Origin of the sequence: Pseudomonas fluorescens, assembly GCF_002022275.1 — a bacterium.
Lineage (GTDB): Bacteria > Pseudomonadota > Gammaproteobacteria > Pseudomonadales > Pseudomonadaceae > Aquipseudomonas > Aquipseudomonas fluorescens_AJ.
Genome location: NZ_MSDF01000017.1, coordinates 144,328 through 162,522, shown reverse-complemented (window position 1 = coordinate 162,522; position 18,195 = coordinate 144,328). Strand labels below are relative to the sequence as shown.

General features: G+C 59.0%; 18 protein-coding genes. 10 read left to right on the top strand and 8 right to left on the bottom strand.

The annotated features are described in order from the left end of the window. Positions 1-56: 56 nt before the first annotated feature. Genes BFW87_RS15780 through BFW87_RS15765 form a run of 4 tightly spaced genes read left to right on the top strand, consistent with a single transcriptional unit; the run spans position 57 to position 3,939 of the window. Positions 57-1,067 (top strand): ABC transporter permease subunit, encoded by a 1,011-nt coding sequence (locus BFW87_RS15780; RefSeq protein WP_078740765.1) that lies wholly within the window; start codon positions 57-59, stop codon positions 1,065-1,067. Positions 1,068-1,077: 10 nt separating this feature from the next. Beyond that, positions 1,078-1,989 (top strand): ABC transporter permease subunit, encoded by a 912-nt coding sequence (locus tag BFW87_RS15775; RefSeq protein ID WP_056859205.1) that lies wholly within the window; start codon positions 1,078-1,080, stop codon positions 1,987-1,989. A 10-nt stretch (positions 1,990-1,999) separates the two neighbouring features. Beyond that, on the top strand, positions 2,000-2,968 hold the full coding sequence (locus BFW87_RS15770) for an ABC transporter ATP-binding protein (RefSeq protein WP_078740698.1): 969 nt from the start codon (positions 2,000-2,002) through the stop codon (positions 2,966-2,968). After that, the gene (locus BFW87_RS15765) at positions 2,968-3,939 is read left to right on the top strand and encodes a peptide ABC transporter ATP-binding protein (RefSeq protein ID WP_078740697.1); all 972 of its coding nucleotides are present in this window, start codon (positions 2,968-2,970) and stop codon (positions 3,937-3,939) included. The genes BFW87_RS15770 and BFW87_RS15765 overlap by 1 nt, the downstream gene beginning before the upstream one ends. 111 nt (positions 3,940-4,050) lie before the next feature. On the opposite strand, the gene BFW87_RS15760 is transcribed toward BFW87_RS15765, so the two are convergent. The 3 genes from BFW87_RS15760 to BFW87_RS15750 all read right to left on the bottom strand — a co-directional run bounded on the left by BFW87_RS15760 (position 4,051) and on the right by BFW87_RS15750 (position 6,495). Further along, on the bottom strand, positions 4,051-4,311 hold the full coding sequence (locus BFW87_RS15760; protein WP_078740696.1) for a hypothetical protein: 261 nt from the start codon (positions 4,309-4,311) through the stop codon (positions 4,051-4,053). 97 nt (positions 4,312-4,408) lie between these two features. Further along, a complete protein-coding gene (locus BFW87_RS15755; protein WP_078740695.1) occupies positions 4,409-4,654 on the bottom strand; it encodes a hypothetical protein in 246 nt (81 codons plus the stop codon). Between the two features lie 257 nt (positions 4,655-4,911). Next, positions 4,912-6,495, bottom strand: coding sequence for a peptide chain release factor 3 (locus BFW87_RS15750; protein WP_078740694.1), 1,584 nt, complete (start codon positions 6,493-6,495; stop codon positions 4,912-4,914). Positions 6,496-6,827: 332 nt separating this feature from the next. Here BFW87_RS15750 and BFW87_RS15745 point away from each other — a divergent pair, with 332 nt between their 5' ends. From BFW87_RS15745 to BFW87_RS15730, 4 genes are read left to right on the top strand one after another with little or no spacing between them, the layout of a single operon-like run. Further along, positions 6,828-7,544 carry an ABC transporter permease gene (locus BFW87_RS15745; protein WP_025856261.1) on the top strand — a complete coding sequence of 239 codons (717 nt, stop codon included), beginning with the start codon at positions 6,828-6,830 and terminating at the stop codon, positions 7,542-7,544. A 20-nt stretch (positions 7,545-7,564) separates the two neighbouring features. Continuing rightward, complete coding sequence (locus tag BFW87_RS15740; protein ID WP_078740693.1) at positions 7,565-8,458, top strand: glycine betaine ABC transporter substrate-binding protein; 894 nt, start codon at positions 7,565-7,567, stop codon at positions 8,456-8,458. Positions 8,459-8,469: 11 nt separating this feature from the next. Further along, on the top strand, positions 8,470-9,123 hold the full coding sequence (locus BFW87_RS15735; protein WP_078740692.1) for an ABC transporter permease: 654 nt from the start codon (positions 8,470-8,472) through the stop codon (positions 9,121-9,123). Then, positions 9,120-10,277, top strand: coding sequence for an osmoprotectant ABC transporter ATP-binding protein OsmV (locus BFW87_RS15730; RefSeq protein ID WP_078740691.1), 1,158 nt, complete (start codon positions 9,120-9,122; stop codon positions 10,275-10,277). Before BFW87_RS15735 ends, BFW87_RS15730 begins: the two co-directional genes overlap by 4 nt. 48 nt (positions 10,278-10,325) lie before the next feature. Here BFW87_RS15730 and BFW87_RS15725 read toward each other — a convergent pair whose 3' ends face one another. Beyond that, on the bottom strand, positions 10,326-11,606 hold the full coding sequence (locus tag BFW87_RS15725; RefSeq protein WP_254865896.1) for a DUF2599 domain-containing protein: 1,281 nt from the start codon (positions 11,604-11,606) through the stop codon (positions 10,326-10,328). A 675-nt stretch (positions 11,607-12,281) separates the two neighbouring features. Here BFW87_RS15725 and BFW87_RS15720 point away from each other — a divergent pair. Then, the gene (locus BFW87_RS15720) at positions 12,282-13,445 is read left to right on the top strand and encodes a type III PLP-dependent enzyme (protein WP_078740690.1); all 1,164 of its coding nucleotides are present in this window, start codon (positions 12,282-12,284) and stop codon (positions 13,443-13,445) included. Positions 13,446-13,504: 59 nt separating this feature from the next. Here the strand turns inward: BFW87_RS15720 and BFW87_RS15715 are convergent, their stop codons facing one another. The 4 genes from BFW87_RS15715 to BFW87_RS15700 form a co-directional block, all read right to left on the bottom strand. Further along, positions 13,505-13,780, bottom strand: a complete 276-nt coding sequence (locus BFW87_RS15715) for a type II toxin-antitoxin system RelE/ParE family toxin (RefSeq protein WP_078740689.1) — start codon at positions 13,778-13,780, stop codon at positions 13,505-13,507. Next, positions 13,780-14,046: a CopG family ribbon-helix-helix protein gene (locus BFW87_RS15710; RefSeq protein ID WP_078740688.1), complete on the bottom strand. Its 267-nt coding sequence runs from the start codon at positions 14,044-14,046 to the stop codon at positions 13,780-13,782. The genes BFW87_RS15715 and BFW87_RS15710 overlap by 1 nt, the downstream gene beginning before the upstream one ends. 65 nt (positions 14,047-14,111) lie before the next feature. After that, complete coding sequence (locus tag BFW87_RS15705) at positions 14,112-14,897, bottom strand: tetratricopeptide repeat protein (RefSeq protein WP_078740687.1); 786 nt, start codon at positions 14,895-14,897, stop codon at positions 14,112-14,114. Position 14,898: 1 nt separating this feature from the next. Beyond that, complete coding sequence (locus BFW87_RS15700; protein ID WP_078740686.1) at positions 14,899-15,579, bottom strand: Fe2+-dependent dioxygenase; 681 nt, start codon at positions 15,577-15,579, stop codon at positions 14,899-14,901. A 206-nt stretch (positions 15,580-15,785) separates the two neighbouring features. Here BFW87_RS15700 and BFW87_RS15695 point away from each other — a divergent pair, with 206 nt between their 5' ends. Further along, positions 15,786-18,074: a TonB-dependent receptor gene (locus tag BFW87_RS15695; protein WP_078740685.1), complete on the top strand. Its 2,289-nt coding sequence runs from the start codon at positions 15,786-15,788 to the stop codon at positions 18,072-18,074. The last annotated feature ends 121 nt before the right edge of the window (positions 18,075-18,195 follow it).

Genomic DNA, 18,195 nt, shown 5'->3' with positions numbered 1-18,195 from the left:
CGTCGACATTGACGGTGCCGAACCTGCCTAACCGGCTGATTGAGGTACACAACAAGATGTTTAGTTTTATTGCCCGCCGATTGGGGTTACTGATCCCCACGTTTTTCGGCATCACGTTGCTGACGTTTGCGTTGATTCGCATGATCCCCGGCGACCCCGTCGAAGTCATGATGGGCGAACGACGAGTCGACCCCGAGATGCACGCACAGGCAATGGAACGCCTTGGCCTTAACAAGCCGCTGTATGCGCAATACTTTGACTACGTAGGCAAACTCGCCCATGGCGACCTCGGCGAATCGCTGCGCACACGCACCAGCGTGTGGACCGAATTCACCGCCCTCTTCCCGGCGACCCTGGAACTGTCCATGGCCGCCCTGCTGTTCGCCGGTATCCTGGGCCTGTTGGCCGGGGTGATCGCGGCCCTGAAACGAGGATCCCTGTTCGACCATGGGGTGATGGGCATCTCCCTCGCGGGATATTCGATGCCGATCTTCTGGTGGGGCCTGATCCTGATCATGTTCTTCTCGGTGAGCCTGGGCTGGACCCCGGTTTCCGGGCGTATCGACCTGCTCTACGACATCGAGCCGCGCACCGGCTTCATGCTGATCGACACCCTGCTGGCTGACGAGCCGGACGCCTTCTTCGACGCCCTGCACCACCTGATCCTGCCGGCCATCGTGCTCGGCACCATCCCGCTGGCGGTAATCGCGCGGATGACCCGTTCGTCGATGCTCGAAGTATTGCGCGAAGACTACATCCGTACCGCCAAGGCCAAAGGCCTGTCGCCGGCGCGCGTGGTATTCGTGCACGGCCTGCGTAACGCGCTGATTCCGGTCCTCACCGTGGTCGGCCTGCAAGTCGGCACCCTGCTGGCCGGTGCGGTTCTGACCGAAACCATCTTCTCGTGGCCCGGCATCGGCAAATGGCTGATCGAAGCCATTGGCGCGCGGGACTACCCGGTGGTGCAAAACGGCATCCTGCTGATCGCCTGCCTGGTGATCCTGGTGAACTTCGTGGTGGATATCCTCTACGGCTTCGCCAACCCACGCATCCGTCACCAGCGCTGAGATCATGACCATGACCACACCTACTCAAGTGTCAGCAGTCGATCAAAGCCTGCTGTACCCGTCCCCGTACAAAGAATTCTGGCAAGCCTTCTCCAAGAACAAAGGCGCGGTTGCCGGCCTGTTGTTCATGTTGCTGGTGGTGTTTTGCGCGCTGTTCGCCCCTTGGGTGGCACCGCATAACCCGAGCGAGCAATACCGTGACTTCCTGCTGACCCCGCCAGCCTGGCTGGAAGGTGGGCAGATGCAATTCCTGCTCGGTACCGACGAACTGGGCCGTGACTTGCTCTCGCGCCTGATCCAGGGTTCGCGCCTGTCGCTGCTGATCGGCTTGTCGTCGGTGGTGATGTCGCTGATTCCGGGCATCCTGCTGGGCCTGTTCGCCGGCTTCTTCCCGCGCATGCTGGGCCCAACCATCATGCGTTTGATGGACATCATGCTGGCCCTGCCGTCGCTGCTGCTGGCAGTGGCCATTGTCGCGATCCTCGGCCCTGGCCTGATCAACACCGTGATTGCTATCGCTATCGTCTCGTTGCCGTCCTATGTGCGCTTGACCCGCGCGGCGGTGATGGGCGAACTGAACCGCGACTACGTGACCGCCGCCCGCCTCGCCGGCGCCGGCCTGCCGCGCCTGATGTTCATCACCGTGCTGCCCAACTGCATGGCGCCGCTGATCGTACAGGCCACCTTGAGCTTCTCCTCGGCGATTCTCGATGCCGCGGCCCTGGGCTTCCTCGGCCTTGGCGTACAACCGCCAACCCCTGAGTGGGGCACCATGCTGGCGTCGGCCCGTGACTACATCGAACGCGCCTGGTGGGTAGTGAGCTTGCCTGGTTTGACCATTTTGCTCAGCGTGCTGGCAATCAACTTGATGGGCGACGGCTTGCGCGATGCGCTGGACCCGAAACTCAAGAACGCCGCCTGAGGAGATTCCCATGTCACTGTTAGAAATCAAGAATCTCAATGTGCGCTTCGGCGACAAGACCGCCGTACCGGTGGTCGATGGCCTCGACATCTCCGTCGACAAAGGCGAAGTACTGGCGATCGTTGGCGAGTCGGGCTCGGGTAAATCCGTGACCATGATGGCGCTGATGGGCCTGATTGAGCACCCCGGCATCGTCACCGCCGACGCCCTGAACTTCGACGGCAAGGACATGCTCAAGCTGAGCAACCGCCAGCGCCGCCAGATCGTAGGCAAAGACTTGGCGATGGTGTTCCAGGACCCGATGACTGCGCTGAACCCCAGCTACACCGTGGGTTTCCAGATTGAAGAAGTGCTGCGCCTGCACCTGAAAATGTCCGGCAAGCAAGCGCGCAAGCGGGCCATCGAACTGCTCGAAAAAGTGGAAATCCCGGGCGCTGCCAGCCGTATGGATGCCTACCCGCACCAACTGTCCGGCGGTATGAGCCAGCGTGTGGCAATCGCCATGGCGATTGCCGGCGAGCCGAAACTGCTGATCGCGGATGAGCCGACCACGGCGTTGGACGTGACCATCCAGGCGCAGATCATGGAACTGCTGCTGGCCCTGCAAAAAGAGCAAAACATGGGCCTGGTGCTGATCACTCACGACCTCGCGGTGGTGGCTGAAACCGCCCAGCGCGTGTGCGTGATGTACGCAGGCCAAGCCGTGGAAGTCGGCCAGGTGCCGCAGTTGTTCGACATTCCGGCGCACCCGTACAGCGAAGCGCTGCTCAAGGCGATCCCCGAGCACAGCCTCGGCGCCACGCGCCTGGCCACGCTGCCGGGTATCGTGCCTGGTCGTTATGACCGCCCGCAGGGCTGCCTGCTGTCGCCGCGCTGCCCGTATGTGCAGGAATCCTGCCGTACTCAACGGCCTGGCCTTGACCCGAAAAGCAACAGCCTCGCGCGCTGCTTCTACCCCTTGAACCAGGAGGTGGCGTAATGGCCGTCGTTCTTACCGCCCGCGACCTCACCCGTCACTACGAAGTGTCCCGTGGCCTGTTCAAGGGCCACGCCCTGGTTCGTGCGCTTAACGGTGTGTCGTTTGAACTGGAAGCCGGCAAGACCCTCGCCGTGGTTGGCGAGTCGGGTTGCGGCAAATCCACCCTGGCCCGCGCACTGACGCTGATTGAAGAACCGTCTTCGGGCTCCTTGAAAATCGCCGGCCAGGAAGTCGCCGGCGCCGACAAGGCCCAGCGCAAGCAATTGCGCAAAGATGTGCAGATGGTGTTCCAGAGCCCGTACGCCTCGCTGAACCCACGGCAGAAAGTCGGTGATCAACTCGGCGAGCCGCTGTTGATCAACACCAACCTGTCCGCCGCCGAACGCCGCGAGAAAGTGCAGGCGATGATGAAGCAAGTGGGCCTGCGCCCTGAGCATTATCAGCGCTACCCGCACATGTTCTCCGGTGGCCAGCGCCAGCGCATCGCCCTGGCCCGCGCCATGATGCTGCAACCGAAAGTGCTGGTGGCGGATGAACCGACTTCGGCACTCGACGTATCGATCCAGGCCCAGGTGCTCAACCTGTTCATGGATTTGCAGCAGGAATTCAACACGGCCTACGTGTTCATTTCCCACAACCTCGCGGTGGTGCAACACGTCGCCGATGACGTGATGGTGATGTACCTCGGCCGCCCGGTGGAAGTCGGCCCCAAAGACGACATCTACGCGCGCCCGCTGCACCCGTACACCCAGGCGCTGCTGTCGGCCACCCCGACCATCCACCCGGACCCGAACAAGCCGAAGATCAAGATCGTCGGCGAGCTGCCCAACCCGCTGAACCCGCCGCCAGGCTGTGCTTTCCACAAGCGCTGCCCGTACGCGACCGCGCGCTGCAGCAGCGAGGAGCCGCTACTGCGGGCGCTGGATAACCGCCAAGTGGCGTGCCACTACGCGGAGCAATTCGTCGCCTGACCTGCAATAAAAAATGCCCTGGGTTATCAAGCCCAGGGCATTTACAGCGTTCTACCGCCCTGCCCGCCGGATTGCGCATCAGTCCGGCCGGCGGGGCTTTTTTATGGCGACTCAGGTATCGCTGTCACCTTCAGGGGTGTCATCGTCATCCGGCGGCGCTTGCTGGTCGTCATCATCCTTGCTGCCGCCCTGGTCCTCATCACCGGGTTCGGCTTCCGACTTGGCCAGCTGCAAGCCCTTGCCCTGTGTCTGCACCGCCGAAAAGCCCGCCTGGCTGCCCTGCGCCGGAGCATGCGCCCAGGCCGTCGACATCCCCAACGACAACAGCACCAGCACTTTGATCAACAGCACTACACGTTGAAAAATACTCATGGTCGATTTCCGTCCAGTCAGTAGATGAATCCCGCACGACAGCCTTTTACCGTCGCCAGGGTAGACGCTAGTCCTAATGCCGGGTTTATGCCAGACCTCACTTATTGCCGTCGTCATAGGTTTCGCTGTCTTCCCCTTCGTTGTAGGGGTTTTCTGCATCCTCCTTGGGGGCAGGCTGGGCCTGTGGCTGCCAGCCGCCGGAGTTGACCTCCTTCTGCTTTTTCTTGGTGACCGGGCCGGTGTCTTTCCACTGGGGGGTTCCGGCGCCGGCCAGCGCTGAGGTGCTCGCCAGCCCCAGGCACCCCAGCAGCACCAAATGGATGACGCGTTGAGTTATACGCAAGATCGCCTCCTGATCCGTCGGTGAATGGGTGGAATAGTCCAAACGCTAGCCCGGATGTGGGGTTAGCGCCAATGCTGCCGACTGAATGAAGATCAAATGTGGGAGCTGGCTTGCCTGCGATGGCCTCAACCGGATGCACCTGATGTACCGAGGTGCCAGCATCGCAGGCAAGCCAGCTCCCACAGTTTTGGCTTTGTGGCAGGCATGAAAAAGGGCGAAGCCATAACAGCTTCGCCCTCTTGTCTACCGCTCAGACCTTAATGGTGTTCGCGGGTCGCGCGGAATTTCACGTCCGGCCAGCGCTCTTCCATCAGCGCCAGGTTGACCCGGGTCGGCGCCAGGTAGGTCAGGTGACCACCGCCATCCACCGCGAGGTTTTCCACGGCCTTGTTGGAGAACTCTTCCAGTTTCTTCTTATCGCTGCACTCAATCCAGCGCGCGGAGTACACGGTGATCGGCTCATACGAGCACTCCACCTTGTATTCCTCTTTCAAGCGGCTGGCGACCACATCGAACTGCAGCACACCCACGGCGCCCAGAATGATGTCGTTGCTGCGCTCGGGGAAGAACACCTGGGTGGCGCCCTCTTCCGCCAATTGCTGCAAGCCTTGGCGCAGTTGCTTGGATTTCAGCGGGTCGCGCAGGCGTACGCGGCGGAACAGTTCCGGGGCGAAGTGCGGGATACCGGTAAAGCCCAGCGCTTCGCCTTCGGTGAAGGTGTCGCCGATCTGGATGGTGCCGTGGTTGTGCAAACCAATGATGTCGCCGGCAAAGGCTTCTTCGAGCTGTTCACGTTCAGAGGAGAAGAACGTCAGGGCGTCGCCGATGCGCACGTCCTTGCCGGTGCGCACATGGCGCATCTTCATGCCTTTTTCGTATTTGCCGGAGCAGATGCGCATAAAGGCGATACGGTCGCGGTGTTTCGGGTCCATGTTCGCCTGAATCTTGAACACGAAACCGGTGAATTTCTCTTCGACCGGCTCAACCGTACGCTCGTTGGCAACACGCGCCAAAGGCTTCGGCGCCCAGTCCACCACGGCGTCGAGCACGTGGTCCACACCGAAGTTGCCCAGTGCAGTCCCGAAGAACACTGGCGTTAGCTGGCCGTCGAGGAATTCCTGCTGGTTGAACTCATGGCAGGCGCCCTGCACCAGTTCCAGCTGGTCGACAAAGCGGTCGTACTCGTCACCCAGGTGGGCGCGAGCTTCGTCCGAATCAAGCTTCTCGATGATCTTGGTTTCGGTGCGCTCATGACCGTGGCCGGCGGTGTAGACAATGATGTAGTCATCGGCCAGGTGGTACACGCCCTTGAAATCGCGGTAGCAACCGATCGGCCAAGTGATCGGCGCGGCCTTGATCTTCAGGACGGCTTCGATTTCATCCAGCAGCTCGATCGGGTCGCGGATATCGCGGTCGAGTTTGTTGATAAAGCTGACGATCGGCGTGTCACGCAGACGGCAGACGTCCATCAGCGCGATGGTACGTGGCTCAACGCCTTTACCGCCGTCGAGCACCATCAGCGCCGAGTCCACCGCGGTCAGGGTGCGGTAGGTGTCTTCGGAGAAGTCTTCGTGGCCCGGGGTGTCGAGCAGGTTGACCATGTGGTCGCGATACGGGAATTGCATGACCGACGTGGTAATGGAAATACCCCGTTGTTTTTCCATTTCCATCCAGTCGGAGGTGGCATGGCGGTCGGATTTGCGGGATTTCACCGTGCCGGCCACAGCGATTGCCTTGCCCATCAGCAACAGCTTCTCGGTGATGGTGGTTTTACCGGCATCGGGGTGGGAAATAATGGCGAAAGTGCGGCGTTTCGCGACTTCGGCGGCCTGGTGGGTCATGGGAAATCGCCTGGCAGGTGAGTCAAAAAAGGGCGGCGAGTATAGCGCAAACCCCGGGCGCCGGACCACCGTTCACCCGATTGGGGGTGGCTAAATGCTGCCAAGTGTGGAACCTTTTAAAAGGTCGAGACGTCCACTCCCCTGCTACCGCACTCGGAACAGGGGCTGATAAATCAGCAAGTTAGCCTGACGAGGCTGCGCTCATGGCTCGATCGCATACCGCGTTGCCGGTATCGGCGAGCTGCATTTCGCGACCACATTCGCCGACAGCCAGGAATGGCATTGCCGCTCGGAAATGTGTTCGCCGACAGAAGAAAAAAAGGAGTCCGCCTGTGGCTATTCGCTATGGCAAAGGGCTGATAGGAGGAGCGGTTGTCGTCGCTCTCCTGGCCCTGCTGGTCCACTGGATTGGCATCAACACGATCGAACTGTACCGCGACGATTTGTTGTTTTACCTGCAAGCACACCTGATCCTCGTTCTTGTCTCCATGCTGGCTGCCCTCGTTGTAGGGATCCCCGCCGGTATCCTGCTCAGCCGACCGAACATGGTCGGGCGCGCAGAACGCTTCATGCAGATCTTCAACATCGGCAACACCGTCCCGCCCCTGGCCGTACTGGCCATCGCCCTCGGCGTCCTCGGCATCGGCAGTGGCCCGGCCATCTTCGCGCTGTTCCTCGCCTCCCTCCTGCCCATCGTGCGCAATACCTACGAAGGCCTGAAAAACGTTCAGGGTTCCCTGAAAGAAGCCGCCACCGGCATCGGCATGACACCGCGCCAGGTGCTGTTTCGCGTGGAATTGCCCAACGCCGTGCCGATCATCATCGGCGGTGTGCGTGTGGCCCTGGCGATCAACGTCGGTACCGCACCGTTGGCCTTCCTGATCGGCGCCAACAGCCTGGGCAGCCTGATTTTCCCCGGCATCGCTCTGAACAATCAGCCGCAATTGCTGCTCGGCGCCGCGTGCACCGCGCTGCTGGCCTTGCTGCTAGACGGCCTGGTGACCATGGCCAGCCGCCTCTGGCTGGAACGCGGGCTGCGTCCGTCTTAAGGCTTGGCAAAGGAAATCACATGAAAAAGCTGACATTGATACTGAGCTGCGTCCTGCTGTTCGCAGGTTTTGCGCAAGCCGCTGAAAAACCGGTGATCCGCATCGGCGCCCGGGTGTTCACCGAACAGACCCTGCTCGCCGAAATCACTTCCCAGTACCTGCGCACCAAGGGCTACGACACCCGCGTGACCGGCGGCCTGGGCAGCAACCTGGCGCGCAGTGCCCAGGAAAGCGGGCAACTGGACATGCTCTGGGAATACACCGGCGTGTCGCTGGTGGCTTACAACCATGTCGACGAGAAACTCGACAGCGCACAAACCTACGCCCGCGTGAAAGAACTCGACGCGAAGAAAGGCCTGGTCTGGCTGTCGCCGTCGAAATTCAGCAACACCTACGCGTTGGCGCTGCCCGACAACGTGGCCAAGGAATTCCCGCAGATCAACAGCATCAGCGACCTGACCAAGGCCCTCGCCGAGGACAGCAAACAAAACCGCCTGGTGGCCCTGGACACCGAGTTCGCCAACCGTTCCGACGGCATGGGTGGCATGGTCAAGCTGTACGACATGAACCTCACGCGCAAAAACACCCGCCAGATGGACGCCGGTCTGGTCTACACCGCCCTGCGTAATGGCCAGGTGTTTGCCGGCTTGGTCTACACCACCGACGGTCGCTTGAATGCCTTCAAATTGAAGCTGCTGGAAGATGACAAGCACTACTTCCCGGACTACACCGCAGCACCGGTGGTGCGTCAGGTGTACCTCGACGCCCACCCGCAGCTGGCCGCCGACCTCAAGCCGCTGGCCGACCTGTTTGACGACGAAACCATGCGCCAGCTGAACGCGCGGGTCGACGTCGACCATGAAAGCCCATCCGCCGTGGCCGCAGACTTCCTGCGCCAACACCCCATCAACTAAGAGGAGAAGACATGGAATTCCTGAACGCCTTTTCCCATCTTGATTGGGCCCAAGTCCTGCACCTGACCTGGCAGCACATCACCCTGGTCGGCATCGCCGTAATCCTGGCAATCGTCGTAGGCGTGCCCCTGGGCGTGCTGATGACGCGCTTCCCAACCTTGGCCGGCCCGCTGCAGGCCAGCGCCACGGTGTTGCTGACCGTGCCGTCCATCGCGCTGTTCGGCCTGCTGCTGCCGTTCTACTCCAAGTTCGGCCAGGGCCTGGGGCCGATGCCGGCGATCACCGCCGTGTTCCTGTATTCCCTGCTGCCGATCATGCGTAACACCTACCTCGCCCTGACTGGCGTGGAGGCGGGCATTCGCGAAGCCGCGCGCGGCATCGGCATGACCTTCGGCCAGCGCCTGCGCATGGTCGAACTGCCGATTGCCGTGCCGGTAATCCTCGCCGGTGTGCGCACCGCCGTAGTGATGAACATTGGTGTGATGACCATCGCCGCCACCATCGGCGCCGGTGGTCTGGGTGTACTTATTCTGGCTGCCATCAGCCGCAGCGACATGTCGATGCTGATCGTCGGCGCCGTACTGGTCAGCCTTCTGGCCATCTTCGCCGACCTGCTTTTGCAATGGCTGCAACGCTCGCTGACTCCAAAAGGACTGCTCAAATGATCGAACTTCAAAACCTGACCAAGACTTTTCAAAGCAACGGCAAGACTGTTTCCGCCGTAAACGACGTAAGCCTGACCGTCAACGAAGGCGAAATTTGCGTATTTCTCGGCCCGTCGGGCTGCGGCAAGAGCACCACGCTAAAAATGATCAACCGCCTGATCAAGCCCACCTCGGGCAAGATTCTGATCAACGGCGAAGACACCACCGACCTCGACGAAGTGACCCTGCGTCGCAACATCGGCTATGTGATCCAGCAGATCGGCCTGTTCCCGAACATGACCATCGAGGAAAACATCGTGGTCGTGCCCAAGCTCCTCGGTTGGGACAAACAAAAATGCCACGACCGCGCCCGCGAGTTGATGAGCATGATCAAGCTGGAACCCAAGCAGTACCTGCATCGCTACCCGCGTGAATTGTCGGGCGGCCAACAACAGCGGATCGGCGTGATCCGTGCACTGGCGGCCGATGCGCCGCTATTGCTGATGGATGAACCCTTCGGTGCGGTCGACCCGATCAACCGCGAAATGATCCAGAACGAATTCTTTGAGATGCAACGCGCGCTGAACAAGACCGTGATCATGGTCAGCCACGACATCGACGAGGCCATCAAGCTGGGCGACAAGATCGCGATCTTCCGCGCCGGAAAGCTGCTGCAGATCGACCACCCGGATACCTTGCTGGCCCATCCGGCTGATGAATTTGTGAGCAGCTTTGTGGGCCAGGACAGCACCCTCAAGCGCTTGCTGCTGGTGAAAGCTGAAGATGCGGCGGATAACGCCCCGTCGGTGAGCCCGGAAACCCCGGTGGCCGAAGCGCTGGAGCTGATGGACGAACTGGACCGCCGTTACGTGGTGGTCACCTGCGCCGAGAATAAAGGCCTGGGTTATGTACGACGTCGCGACCTGCACCGTCAGACCGGTACGTGCGGCCAGTACTTGCGCGAGTTCAACGCCACGGCGGCGTACGACGAGCACTTGCGCATCCTGTTGTCGCGCATGTACGAGTTCAACCGTTCGTGGTTGCCGGTGATGGATGCCGAGCGGGTGTTCTTGGGGGAAGTGACTCAGGAGTCGATTGCCGAGTACCTGAGCTCTGGTAAGTCGCGTGGGGGCAAGACCAGTATTGTGTCGCCTGCGGAAACCGCACTGGCCTAATGCTCAAGCGTTGCTGCCAAGCCTTGGCTCGGCAGCAATTGGCCCGCTTTATTTCAGCTGCGGGTTACAGCCCTGGGCAACCGCTTCTGCTTGAGAAACATAAGGACGATCCGGTTCCAAATTCCAAGTCTCTTTGCCTGCGGCAATGCTGGGTGTTGCAACATGGCATACAAACTGTCGGCGCATACTGGTGCCCATCCGGTCGAGATTCCACGAAGGATGGTTGGCTGCCTTAAGCGCCAGCTCTGCGAAAGCCACGTCGGTTTTTTCTGGACCAATAGTCCTGCCGCACGCAGTAGGCGTGACCTGCAGAGACGGGATGGTTTTCTTGGCGACCGGCTCGTAGTAGTTGTTGTTCCACTCCGCCTTTTCGATGTAGCTGTCGCAGGAGCCTTTATCCGCGTCGCCAGGGGGTACTTTCTGATCACCCGGAAGGTAGGTAAAAGTGGCATCGTCCGCCGTCGACGCCGGCATTTTCATATCGATTACCGGGATGAAAGCCCCTTTTCCCAGTCGAATCTGGGTGTCTTCAGACCATCTGCGTTGGTCGTCTTGCGCCAGCGTGCGACCTGCAAACGACTTCCCGTCAGCGTCAGGACGGCCTTTGATTCCGGTATAAATCCACGCCAGGATGGGAAGGTTTGAGTTGTCTGGCCACACCGCCAGCCGGGCCTCGGTCTGGGTCTTTATTTCTTCGTCCTTGATTAACTTTCTCGCTTCAATCGCAGCATTAAATGCGTCAGCCTTATTAAAACTTCCGCAATCTTTGACCGTATCAAAAATACATTGCTTTCTGTGATCGTTCCCGACGCTTCTATAATTAGCCAACCACGCAGCAGGTGTTTTCACACCTGCCTCCTGACACGTCTTTTCCACTTCAGCCGATGCCTTATAGTCAGCACAACCTGCATCAGTTCGATTATCTGTCCAGGCATCTACGGGCGCCATACACAGTGTTTTAACTTTGAGTTCACCCGGCGCAATAAAATCGTTGGGCTTTAATACAAATCCATTATTTTTAAGAAGACCCAGATCCTGATATTCAGAATCGATTCTGAAATACGAAACCGAAACCCCGCCGCTGACCTTTGAAGCAGGGCTTACATTCCATACAACGAAGGTCTTTCCGCTGTCAGTACCCCGCAGATAAAGGCCTGAACATTCTGAAGCCAGCCTGCCTGGCCCACAATCTCTTGCGGTGTGTTTATAAAAGTACGTCATCAGTGTAACGGCATCTGAGCCAGCACTGGCGTGAACGCCGGATGAAAACGCAACAATACTCATCACCCACAGTTTCACCCACAGTCCCATAAATCCATATTTTTTCATGACAGCCTCACAAGAAATTAACTTCTCAACTAAGCAGCCACTGCCTGACCGCACACTTATAAGCGCGCAGTTAAATACCTGCCCACGGGCAAACCCATGCGCATACAGCAAGCATTAGCCGCAATTAACAGCCGTATGAAAAGTTAACTTTCCCGCTTTAGTATTCTCAAAAACACCTTGTATGACTACTGTCAAACCTCACAGGTTTTCAGTGATTTTTTATACTGCTTCCTACTTACAAGGGTTCATTTAATTCCGAAATGGATCTATCGAACCTGCCTTGCGGAGGCGCAAAGCCTCCCGTAGCCGGATCACAACGGTTTCAGAACGTGAACGCGTTCCTGTGGAGCACCTTGGGGGAACATCTGCCTGTCATGCAGGTCGGTTAAACAGGACCTGAACGCGATGCCGCGACGAACGCGTGCAAAAACGCGACATTTTTAGTTGATCTCAAGCCCCTCACGTCCTAAAGTTCGCGCCGAACGTCCATGCTGGAAACGATCCATCCGGCTCAAGTACTGACGACGAGACAGCAAGGCCAAGGGAAGCGGTTATTCCCATGGCCTTTTTGCTTTCGGCGACATGCCTTGGGAAGTAGGCGAACCAAAGTGGGGATACGGAGGACGTTCATTTGCACCCATTGATCAAATTTGTTTGCCCTTAGGAGTTCCCAGCATGTCGATCAACGTCGAAGATTATTTCGCGCGCGCCACTTTTGACAAAATGAAGGCGTTCGCCGACAAGCAAGAAACCCCGTTCGTGGTGATCGACACCGCGATGATCAGCCAGGCCTACGATGACCTGCGCGCCGGTTTCGAATTCGCCAAAGTCTATTACGCGGTCAAGGCCAACCCTGCCGTCGAGATCATCGACCTGTTGAAAGACAAGGGTTCGAGCTTCGACATCGCCTCGATCTACGAGCTGGACAAGGTCATGGACCGCGGCGTCAGCCCGGACCGTATCAGCTACGGCAACACCATCAAGAAATCCAAGGACATCCGCTACTTCTTCGAGAAGGGTGTGCGCCTGTTCTCCACCGACTCCGAAGCCGACCTGCGCAACATCGCCAAGGCCGCACCGGGCTCGAAAGTCTATGTGCGCATCCTCACCGAAGGCTCGACCACGGCTGACTGGCCTTTGTCGCGCAAATTCGGCTGCCAGACCGACATGGCCATGGACCTGCTGATCCTCGCCCGCGACCTGGGCCTGGTGCCGTACGGCATCTCGTTCCACGTCGGCTCGCAACAGCGCGACATCAGCGTGTGGGACGCAGCAATCGCCAAGGTCAAAGTGATCTTCGAACGCCTCAAAGAAGAAGATGGCATCCAGCTGAAGCTGATCAACATGGGCGGCGGCTTCCCGGCCAACTACATCACCCGCACCAACAGCCTGGAAACCTACGCGGAAGAAATCATCCGTTTCCTCAAGGAAGACTTCGGCGACGACCTGCCGGAAATCATCCTGGAGCCGGGCCGTTCGCTGATCGCCAACGCCGGCATCCTGGTCAGCGAAGTGGTATTGGTTGCGCGTAAATCCCGCACCGCCGTCGAGCGTTGGGTGTACACGGATGTGGGCAAATTCTCCGGCCTGATCGAAACCATGGACGAAGCCATCAAGTTCCCGATCTGGACCGAGAAGAAAGGCGAGATGGAAGAAGTGGTCATCGCAGGCCCGACCTGCGACAGCGCCGACATCATGTACGAGAACTACAAGTACGGCCTGCCGCTGAACCTGGCGATTGGCGATCGGATGTACTGGTTGTCGACCGGTGCGTACACCACCAGCTACAGCGCGGTTGAATTCAATGGCTTTCCGCCGCTGAAGTCTTACTACGTGTAAGAACGCCGCACACAAAAAACCCATGACATTTCATGGGTTTTTTTATGGGTGTCTATCAATCAACGATCTTCGCGCACATGCCACAAACGCAAAATATAAATTGTTGACTCTTGAATTTCGTAGCGCATTTCGTAACGGCCAACCAAGAGTCTTCTTACGTCTCGCGGTTCGAATTCTTCAACCCGTTCGCCTATGCGCGGATTATTCAACAAGCTCATAGGTGCTTGGAAAAGTGACTGCACTGTACGCGCCGCGGCCATACGATTTACAACGGCGAGAAAGTCGAAAAGTCGAGCCAGGTCTGATAAAGCCTTACTGGTCCACTTCAACTCCATCAGCGAGGTACCGGCAGCGGCGTATCGGTACTCAAACTGTCTGCCCAGGCTTGAACTGCCTGTTGATCAATCACACGACCGGCATCGACATCGGCCATTGCCTCACGTGTCAGTCGACTGCGTTCTTCCTCAATATCGACCCAATCGGCGAGGGCTTGCTTAACGATCCAGCCACGCGAGCGGTCCATTCGCGCCGCCATTTGATCGACTTTTTGCGCCAGTGCCGTGGGGACGTGAGCTGTCAGTACTTTTGTGTCGGCGCCCATAAATCCTCTCTTCGCAACATCACGAAATATCTGATTAAAACTGAATCAGCTTCAATCATAGTGATTTAGAGTTGTACAGCAACAGGTACGTCAGGCCGCTCATCGCTTAATTGAGCAACTCGTTGCTCGAAATCATCCGACAAGGATCTGATTTCTGGCTGCGATGCACTCAACAACGCCTTGTGCGCAGTGCGTAAAAACTTCAAATTCCCCCCCGCCAGCGCCTTGCGCAGCCACTCCAGCGCAACATCAATCTGGCCTCTATCCGCCAGCACCGCGGCATAACTGAACTGCCCGCGAAAATCTCCGCCCTCGGCTGAGCGGCGATACCACTCCACCGCTGCTTCCAGATCCTGTGGGCAAACCTGCCCGTCTTCCAGATAACGCCCCACCAGATTCATGGATTTGGCGTGGCCCTGCTCTGCCGCCTGGCGATAAAAGGCCAGCGCTTGCGGCCGATCCTCAGTCACGCCACGGCCAGTGGCCAGCAAGTTGGCGTAGTTGTACTGGCCCCAATCCAGGCCGGTCTCTGCCGCAAGGCGATATTCCCGCGCCGCCGCCGCTTCATCCACAGCACAACCCCAACCATGTTCCAGGCAACGCCCAGCCATGTTGCGCGCCATCAGATGCCCGCCATTGGCCGCAATCTGGAACCAGCGCAACGCCAAAGCTTCATCACGTGAAATACCGCGCCCTTCCAGCAGGATCTGCCCAAGCAAGGCCTGGGCATCCACCACGCCTTCTTTGGCCGCCACTAGAATCGCCTGGGCGGCGCGTACCGGGGAGTCATCGAGCATGGATTGCAATTGCTCGACGTTGAGCACTTCTTCACGGCGCAACAAGAAGCCCATCTCAGACCTCAACCCAGCGGCGCAGCAGGTTGTGGTAAGTGCCGGTCAACTGGATCAGCGCCGGATGATCCGGCACATCGCGGGTCAATTGCTGGATGGCACCGTCCATCTCAAACAGCAAGGTGCGCTGGCTGTCTTCGCGCACCAGGCTTTGGGTCCAGAAGAACGAAGCGTAACGCGCGCCGCGGGTCACGGCGTTGACTTTGTGCAAGCTGGAACCGGGGTACAGCACCATGTCACCGGCCGGCAGCTTGACGCGTTGCAGGCCGAAGGTGTCCTGGATCTCCAGTTCGCCGCCGTCGTATTCCTCCGGGTCGCTGAAGAACAAGGTGGACGACAAGTCAGTGCGCACCCGCTCGTGGCTGCCCCGGGCCTGGCGCACGGCGTTGTCGATATGGAAGTCGAAACTGCCGCCTGCGGTGTAGCAATTCAGCAGCGGCGGGAAGACTTTGTGCGGTAACGCCGCCGACATAAACAGCGGGTTTTTCCACAACCGCTCCAGCATTGCCGCGCCGACTTCCTTGGCCAACGGGTGGCCTTCGGGCAATTGCAGGTTGTGTTTGGCCTTGGCGGACTGATGCCCGGCGGTGATTTTGCCGTCAGCCCACTCGGTATTTTCCAGCGCCTGGCGAATGCGCAGCACCTCCTCGCGAGAGAACAGGCCGGGAATGTGCAGCAGCATGGGGCAGTACCTGAAATCAGAGAGATGCCAATGGTATTGATTCTTATCCGCTCTGTAAAACGCGGGAGACGAACGAGTTCGTAAAAACCGTAAGGCAAAAGTGTAAAGAATGTAAATTCCTCACGAATAGCAATGTATCGCAATTGATAGAAAGTCTTGTTCACCCTATATTCCGCGGCCTCACCTCCTTGGGGAAAGGACAACTCATGTCGCGCACCATACAAAAAACACCTGCCAGTTCACCTCGCATGCTGGCTTCGGCCATCGGCGTTGCCCTCAGTGCCAGCTCTGCCGCCCAATTGGCGCAAGCGGCCGAAGACACCGAACCAAAAGGCCAGCGCAACAGCATCTCCCTTGGCGCCACCAGCATTACCGGTGAGGCACAGGACAACACGTCTTACCAGGTGGAAAAAGCTTCGTCGCAGAAGTACACCGCGCCACTGGTAGACACCCCACGCTCGGTCACCGTGGTGCCGCAACAAGTGTTGAAAGACACCGCCGCCACCTCGTTGCAGGACGCCTTGCGCACCGTGCCCGGCATCACCTTCGGCGCCGGTGAAGGTGGCAACCCCCAGGGCGACCGCCCGTTCATCCGTGGTTTTGACGCCCAGGGCGACACCTACCTGGACGGCGTACGCGACACCGGTGGGCAGAGCCGCGAGATTTTCGACATCGAATCGATTGAAGTCAGCAAAGGCCCTAACTCCTCCTTTGGCGGTCGCGGCTCGGCCGGCGGCAGCATCAACCTGGTCAGCAAGACGCCCCAAGCCCGGGACTTCACCAACGGCGGTTTCACCTACGGTTCCGACCAGACGCGCCGCTACGTGCTCGACGTCAACCGTCAGTTCCTCGACGACAGTGCCGCGTTCCGCCTGAACCTGATGAGCCACGAGCAAAACGTCGCCGGCCGCGATGTAATCGACTACGACCGCTGGGGCGTGGCGCCGTCTCTGACCTTCGGCCTGGGCACGCCGACCCGCGTGAACTTCAGCTACTACCACGTGGAAAGCAATGACCTGCCGGATTCGGGGATTCCGTATGGCTACGGCTCGCCGACAGCCACCGCCCACGTGCACGACAAACCCACCGACGGCGGCGACAGCAACAACTTCTATGGTTTGAAAGACCGTGATTTCCGCAAAACCCGCGCCGATATCAGCACGTTCTCCATTGAGCACGACCTGAACGACAACATGACGCTGAAAAACACCCTGCGCCACGGCAGCACGGGCCAGGATTACGTGCTCACCCAGCCGGATGACAGCCAGCGCAACGTCAACCGTTTCGGCACCGTGTGGCGCCGCGCAAATACCCGGGTTTCCACCACCGAAACCACGACCAACCAGACCGACCTGTTCGGCAATTTCCAGCTGGCAGGCATGAAGCACTCGTACTCCACCGGCCTGGAATTCACCGGCGAAGAAACCCGCGTCAGCGGCTACACCGTCAGCCCGAACGCCAACCCGACCTGCACCGTGGCCAAAGGCAGCCTGGGCGGCCAGTGCACTTCGCTGAGCAACCCAACGCCGGATGACGCCTGGGCGGGCAGCGTCGCGCGTAACTACAACGGCACCAACACCAAAGCCACCAGCCGCGCCGCGTATGTGTTCGACACTATTGAACTGGACCCGAAATGGCTGCTGAACGTGGGCTTGCGCTACGACACCTTCGACACCGAGGCCAACACCAACGCAGTACCGACGTCCACCGTGAAGGCGCGCAGCAAGATCAAGGACGACAGCCAGTTCTTCAACTGGCAGGCGGGTCTGGTCTGGAAGCCTCTGGATAACGGCAGCATTTACACGTCCTACGCCACCTCGGCAACTCCCGCTGGCGGCTTAGTGGGTGAAGGTGCAGAAACCAACCCTCTGAGCAGCGACCTGCAGCCCGAAGAAACCGTCAACTACGAGCTGGGCACCAAGTGGGACCTGTTCCACAACCGCCTGTCCCTGACCGGCGCGATCTTCCGCACCGAGAAAAAGAACACGCGCATCCTGGTCGATTCCAACACCTACGAAACCGCAGGCGAATCGCGCGTCGATGGCCTGGAGCTTTCGGCCAGCGGCAAAATCACCGATCAATGGCAAGTGTTCGCCGGCTACAGCTACCTGAAAAGCGAGCTGGTTGATCCGGGCAAAAACGGCAACCGTCAGGGTGTCGTGACCGCCGGTTCCAACAAAGGCAACCAAATGCCCAACACGCCGAAGAACACCTTCAGCCTGTGGACCACGTATGACATCACACCAAAACTGACCATTGGCGGCGGCGCGTTCTACGTCGACGAAGTTTACGGCGACGCAGCCAACACCGTGTACGTGCCGTCCTACACCCGCTACGACGCCATGGCCAGCTACAAGTTGACCAAGAACGTTGACCTGCAATTGAACGTGCAAAACCTGACCGACAAGTCCTACTACGACAAAGCCTACGCGGCCCACTTCGCCAACCAAGCGGCCGGTCGTACAGCCCTGTTAACCACCAGTTTCCACTTCTAAACACGGTCAACCTTCGACCAGAAGCCCCACGCATCGGTTGCGCGGGGCTTTTGCGTGTAAAACAGAATATTTCTCGTTAACCCACGGCATAATGCGCGCCGTGACGTATCTATCCAGCTGA

Coding starts and splice junctions, on each gene's coding strand:
- BFW87_RS15730 (WP_078740691.1), top strand. CDS start 9,120: ATGATCGAACTTCAAAACCTGACCAAGACTTTTCAAAGCAACGGCAAG.
- BFW87_RS15760 (WP_078740696.1), bottom strand. CDS start 4,311: ATGAGTATTTTTCAACGTGTAGTGCTGTTGATCAAAGTGCTGGTGCTG.
- BFW87_RS15775 (WP_056859205.1), top strand. CDS start 1,078: ATGACCACACCTACTCAAGTGTCAGCAGTCGATCAAAGCCTGCTGTAC.
- BFW87_RS15700 (WP_078740686.1), bottom strand. CDS start 15,579: ATGCTGCTGCACATTCCCGGCCTGTTCTCTCGCGAGGAGGTGCTGCGC.
- BFW87_RS15725 (WP_254865896.1), bottom strand. CDS start 11,606: ATGAAAAAATATGGATTTATGGGACTGTGGGTGAAACTGTGGGTGATG.
- BFW87_RS15695 (WP_078740685.1), top strand. CDS start 15,786: ATGTCGCGCACCATACAAAAAACACCTGCCAGTTCACCTCGCATGCTG.
- BFW87_RS15780 (WP_078740765.1), top strand. CDS start 57: ATGTTTAGTTTTATTGCCCGCCGATTGGGGTTACTGATCCCCACGTTT.
- BFW87_RS15710 (WP_078740688.1), bottom strand. CDS start 14,046: ATGGGCGCCGACACAAAAGTACTGACAGCTCACGTCCCCACGGCACTG.
- BFW87_RS15720 (WP_078740690.1), top strand. CDS start 12,282: ATGTCGATCAACGTCGAAGATTATTTCGCGCGCGCCACTTTTGACAAA.
- BFW87_RS15750 (WP_078740694.1), bottom strand. CDS start 6,495: ATGACCCACCAGGCCGCCGAAGTCGCGAAACGCCGCACTTTCGCCATT.
- BFW87_RS15765 (WP_078740697.1), top strand. CDS start 2,968: ATGGCCGTCGTTCTTACCGCCCGCGACCTCACCCGTCACTACGAAGTG.
- BFW87_RS15740 (WP_078740693.1), top strand. CDS start 7,565: ATGAAAAAGCTGACATTGATACTGAGCTGCGTCCTGCTGTTCGCAGGT.
- BFW87_RS15770 (WP_078740698.1), top strand. CDS start 2,000: ATGTCACTGTTAGAAATCAAGAATCTCAATGTGCGCTTCGGCGACAAG.
- BFW87_RS15735 (WP_078740692.1), top strand. CDS start 8,470: ATGGAATTCCTGAACGCCTTTTCCCATCTTGATTGGGCCCAAGTCCTG.
- BFW87_RS15705 (WP_078740687.1), bottom strand. CDS start 14,897: ATGGGCTTCTTGTTGCGCCGTGAAGAAGTGCTCAACGTCGAGCAATTG.
- BFW87_RS15715 (WP_078740689.1), bottom strand. CDS start 13,780: ATGGAGTTGAAGTGGACCAGTAAGGCTTTATCAGACCTGGCTCGACTT.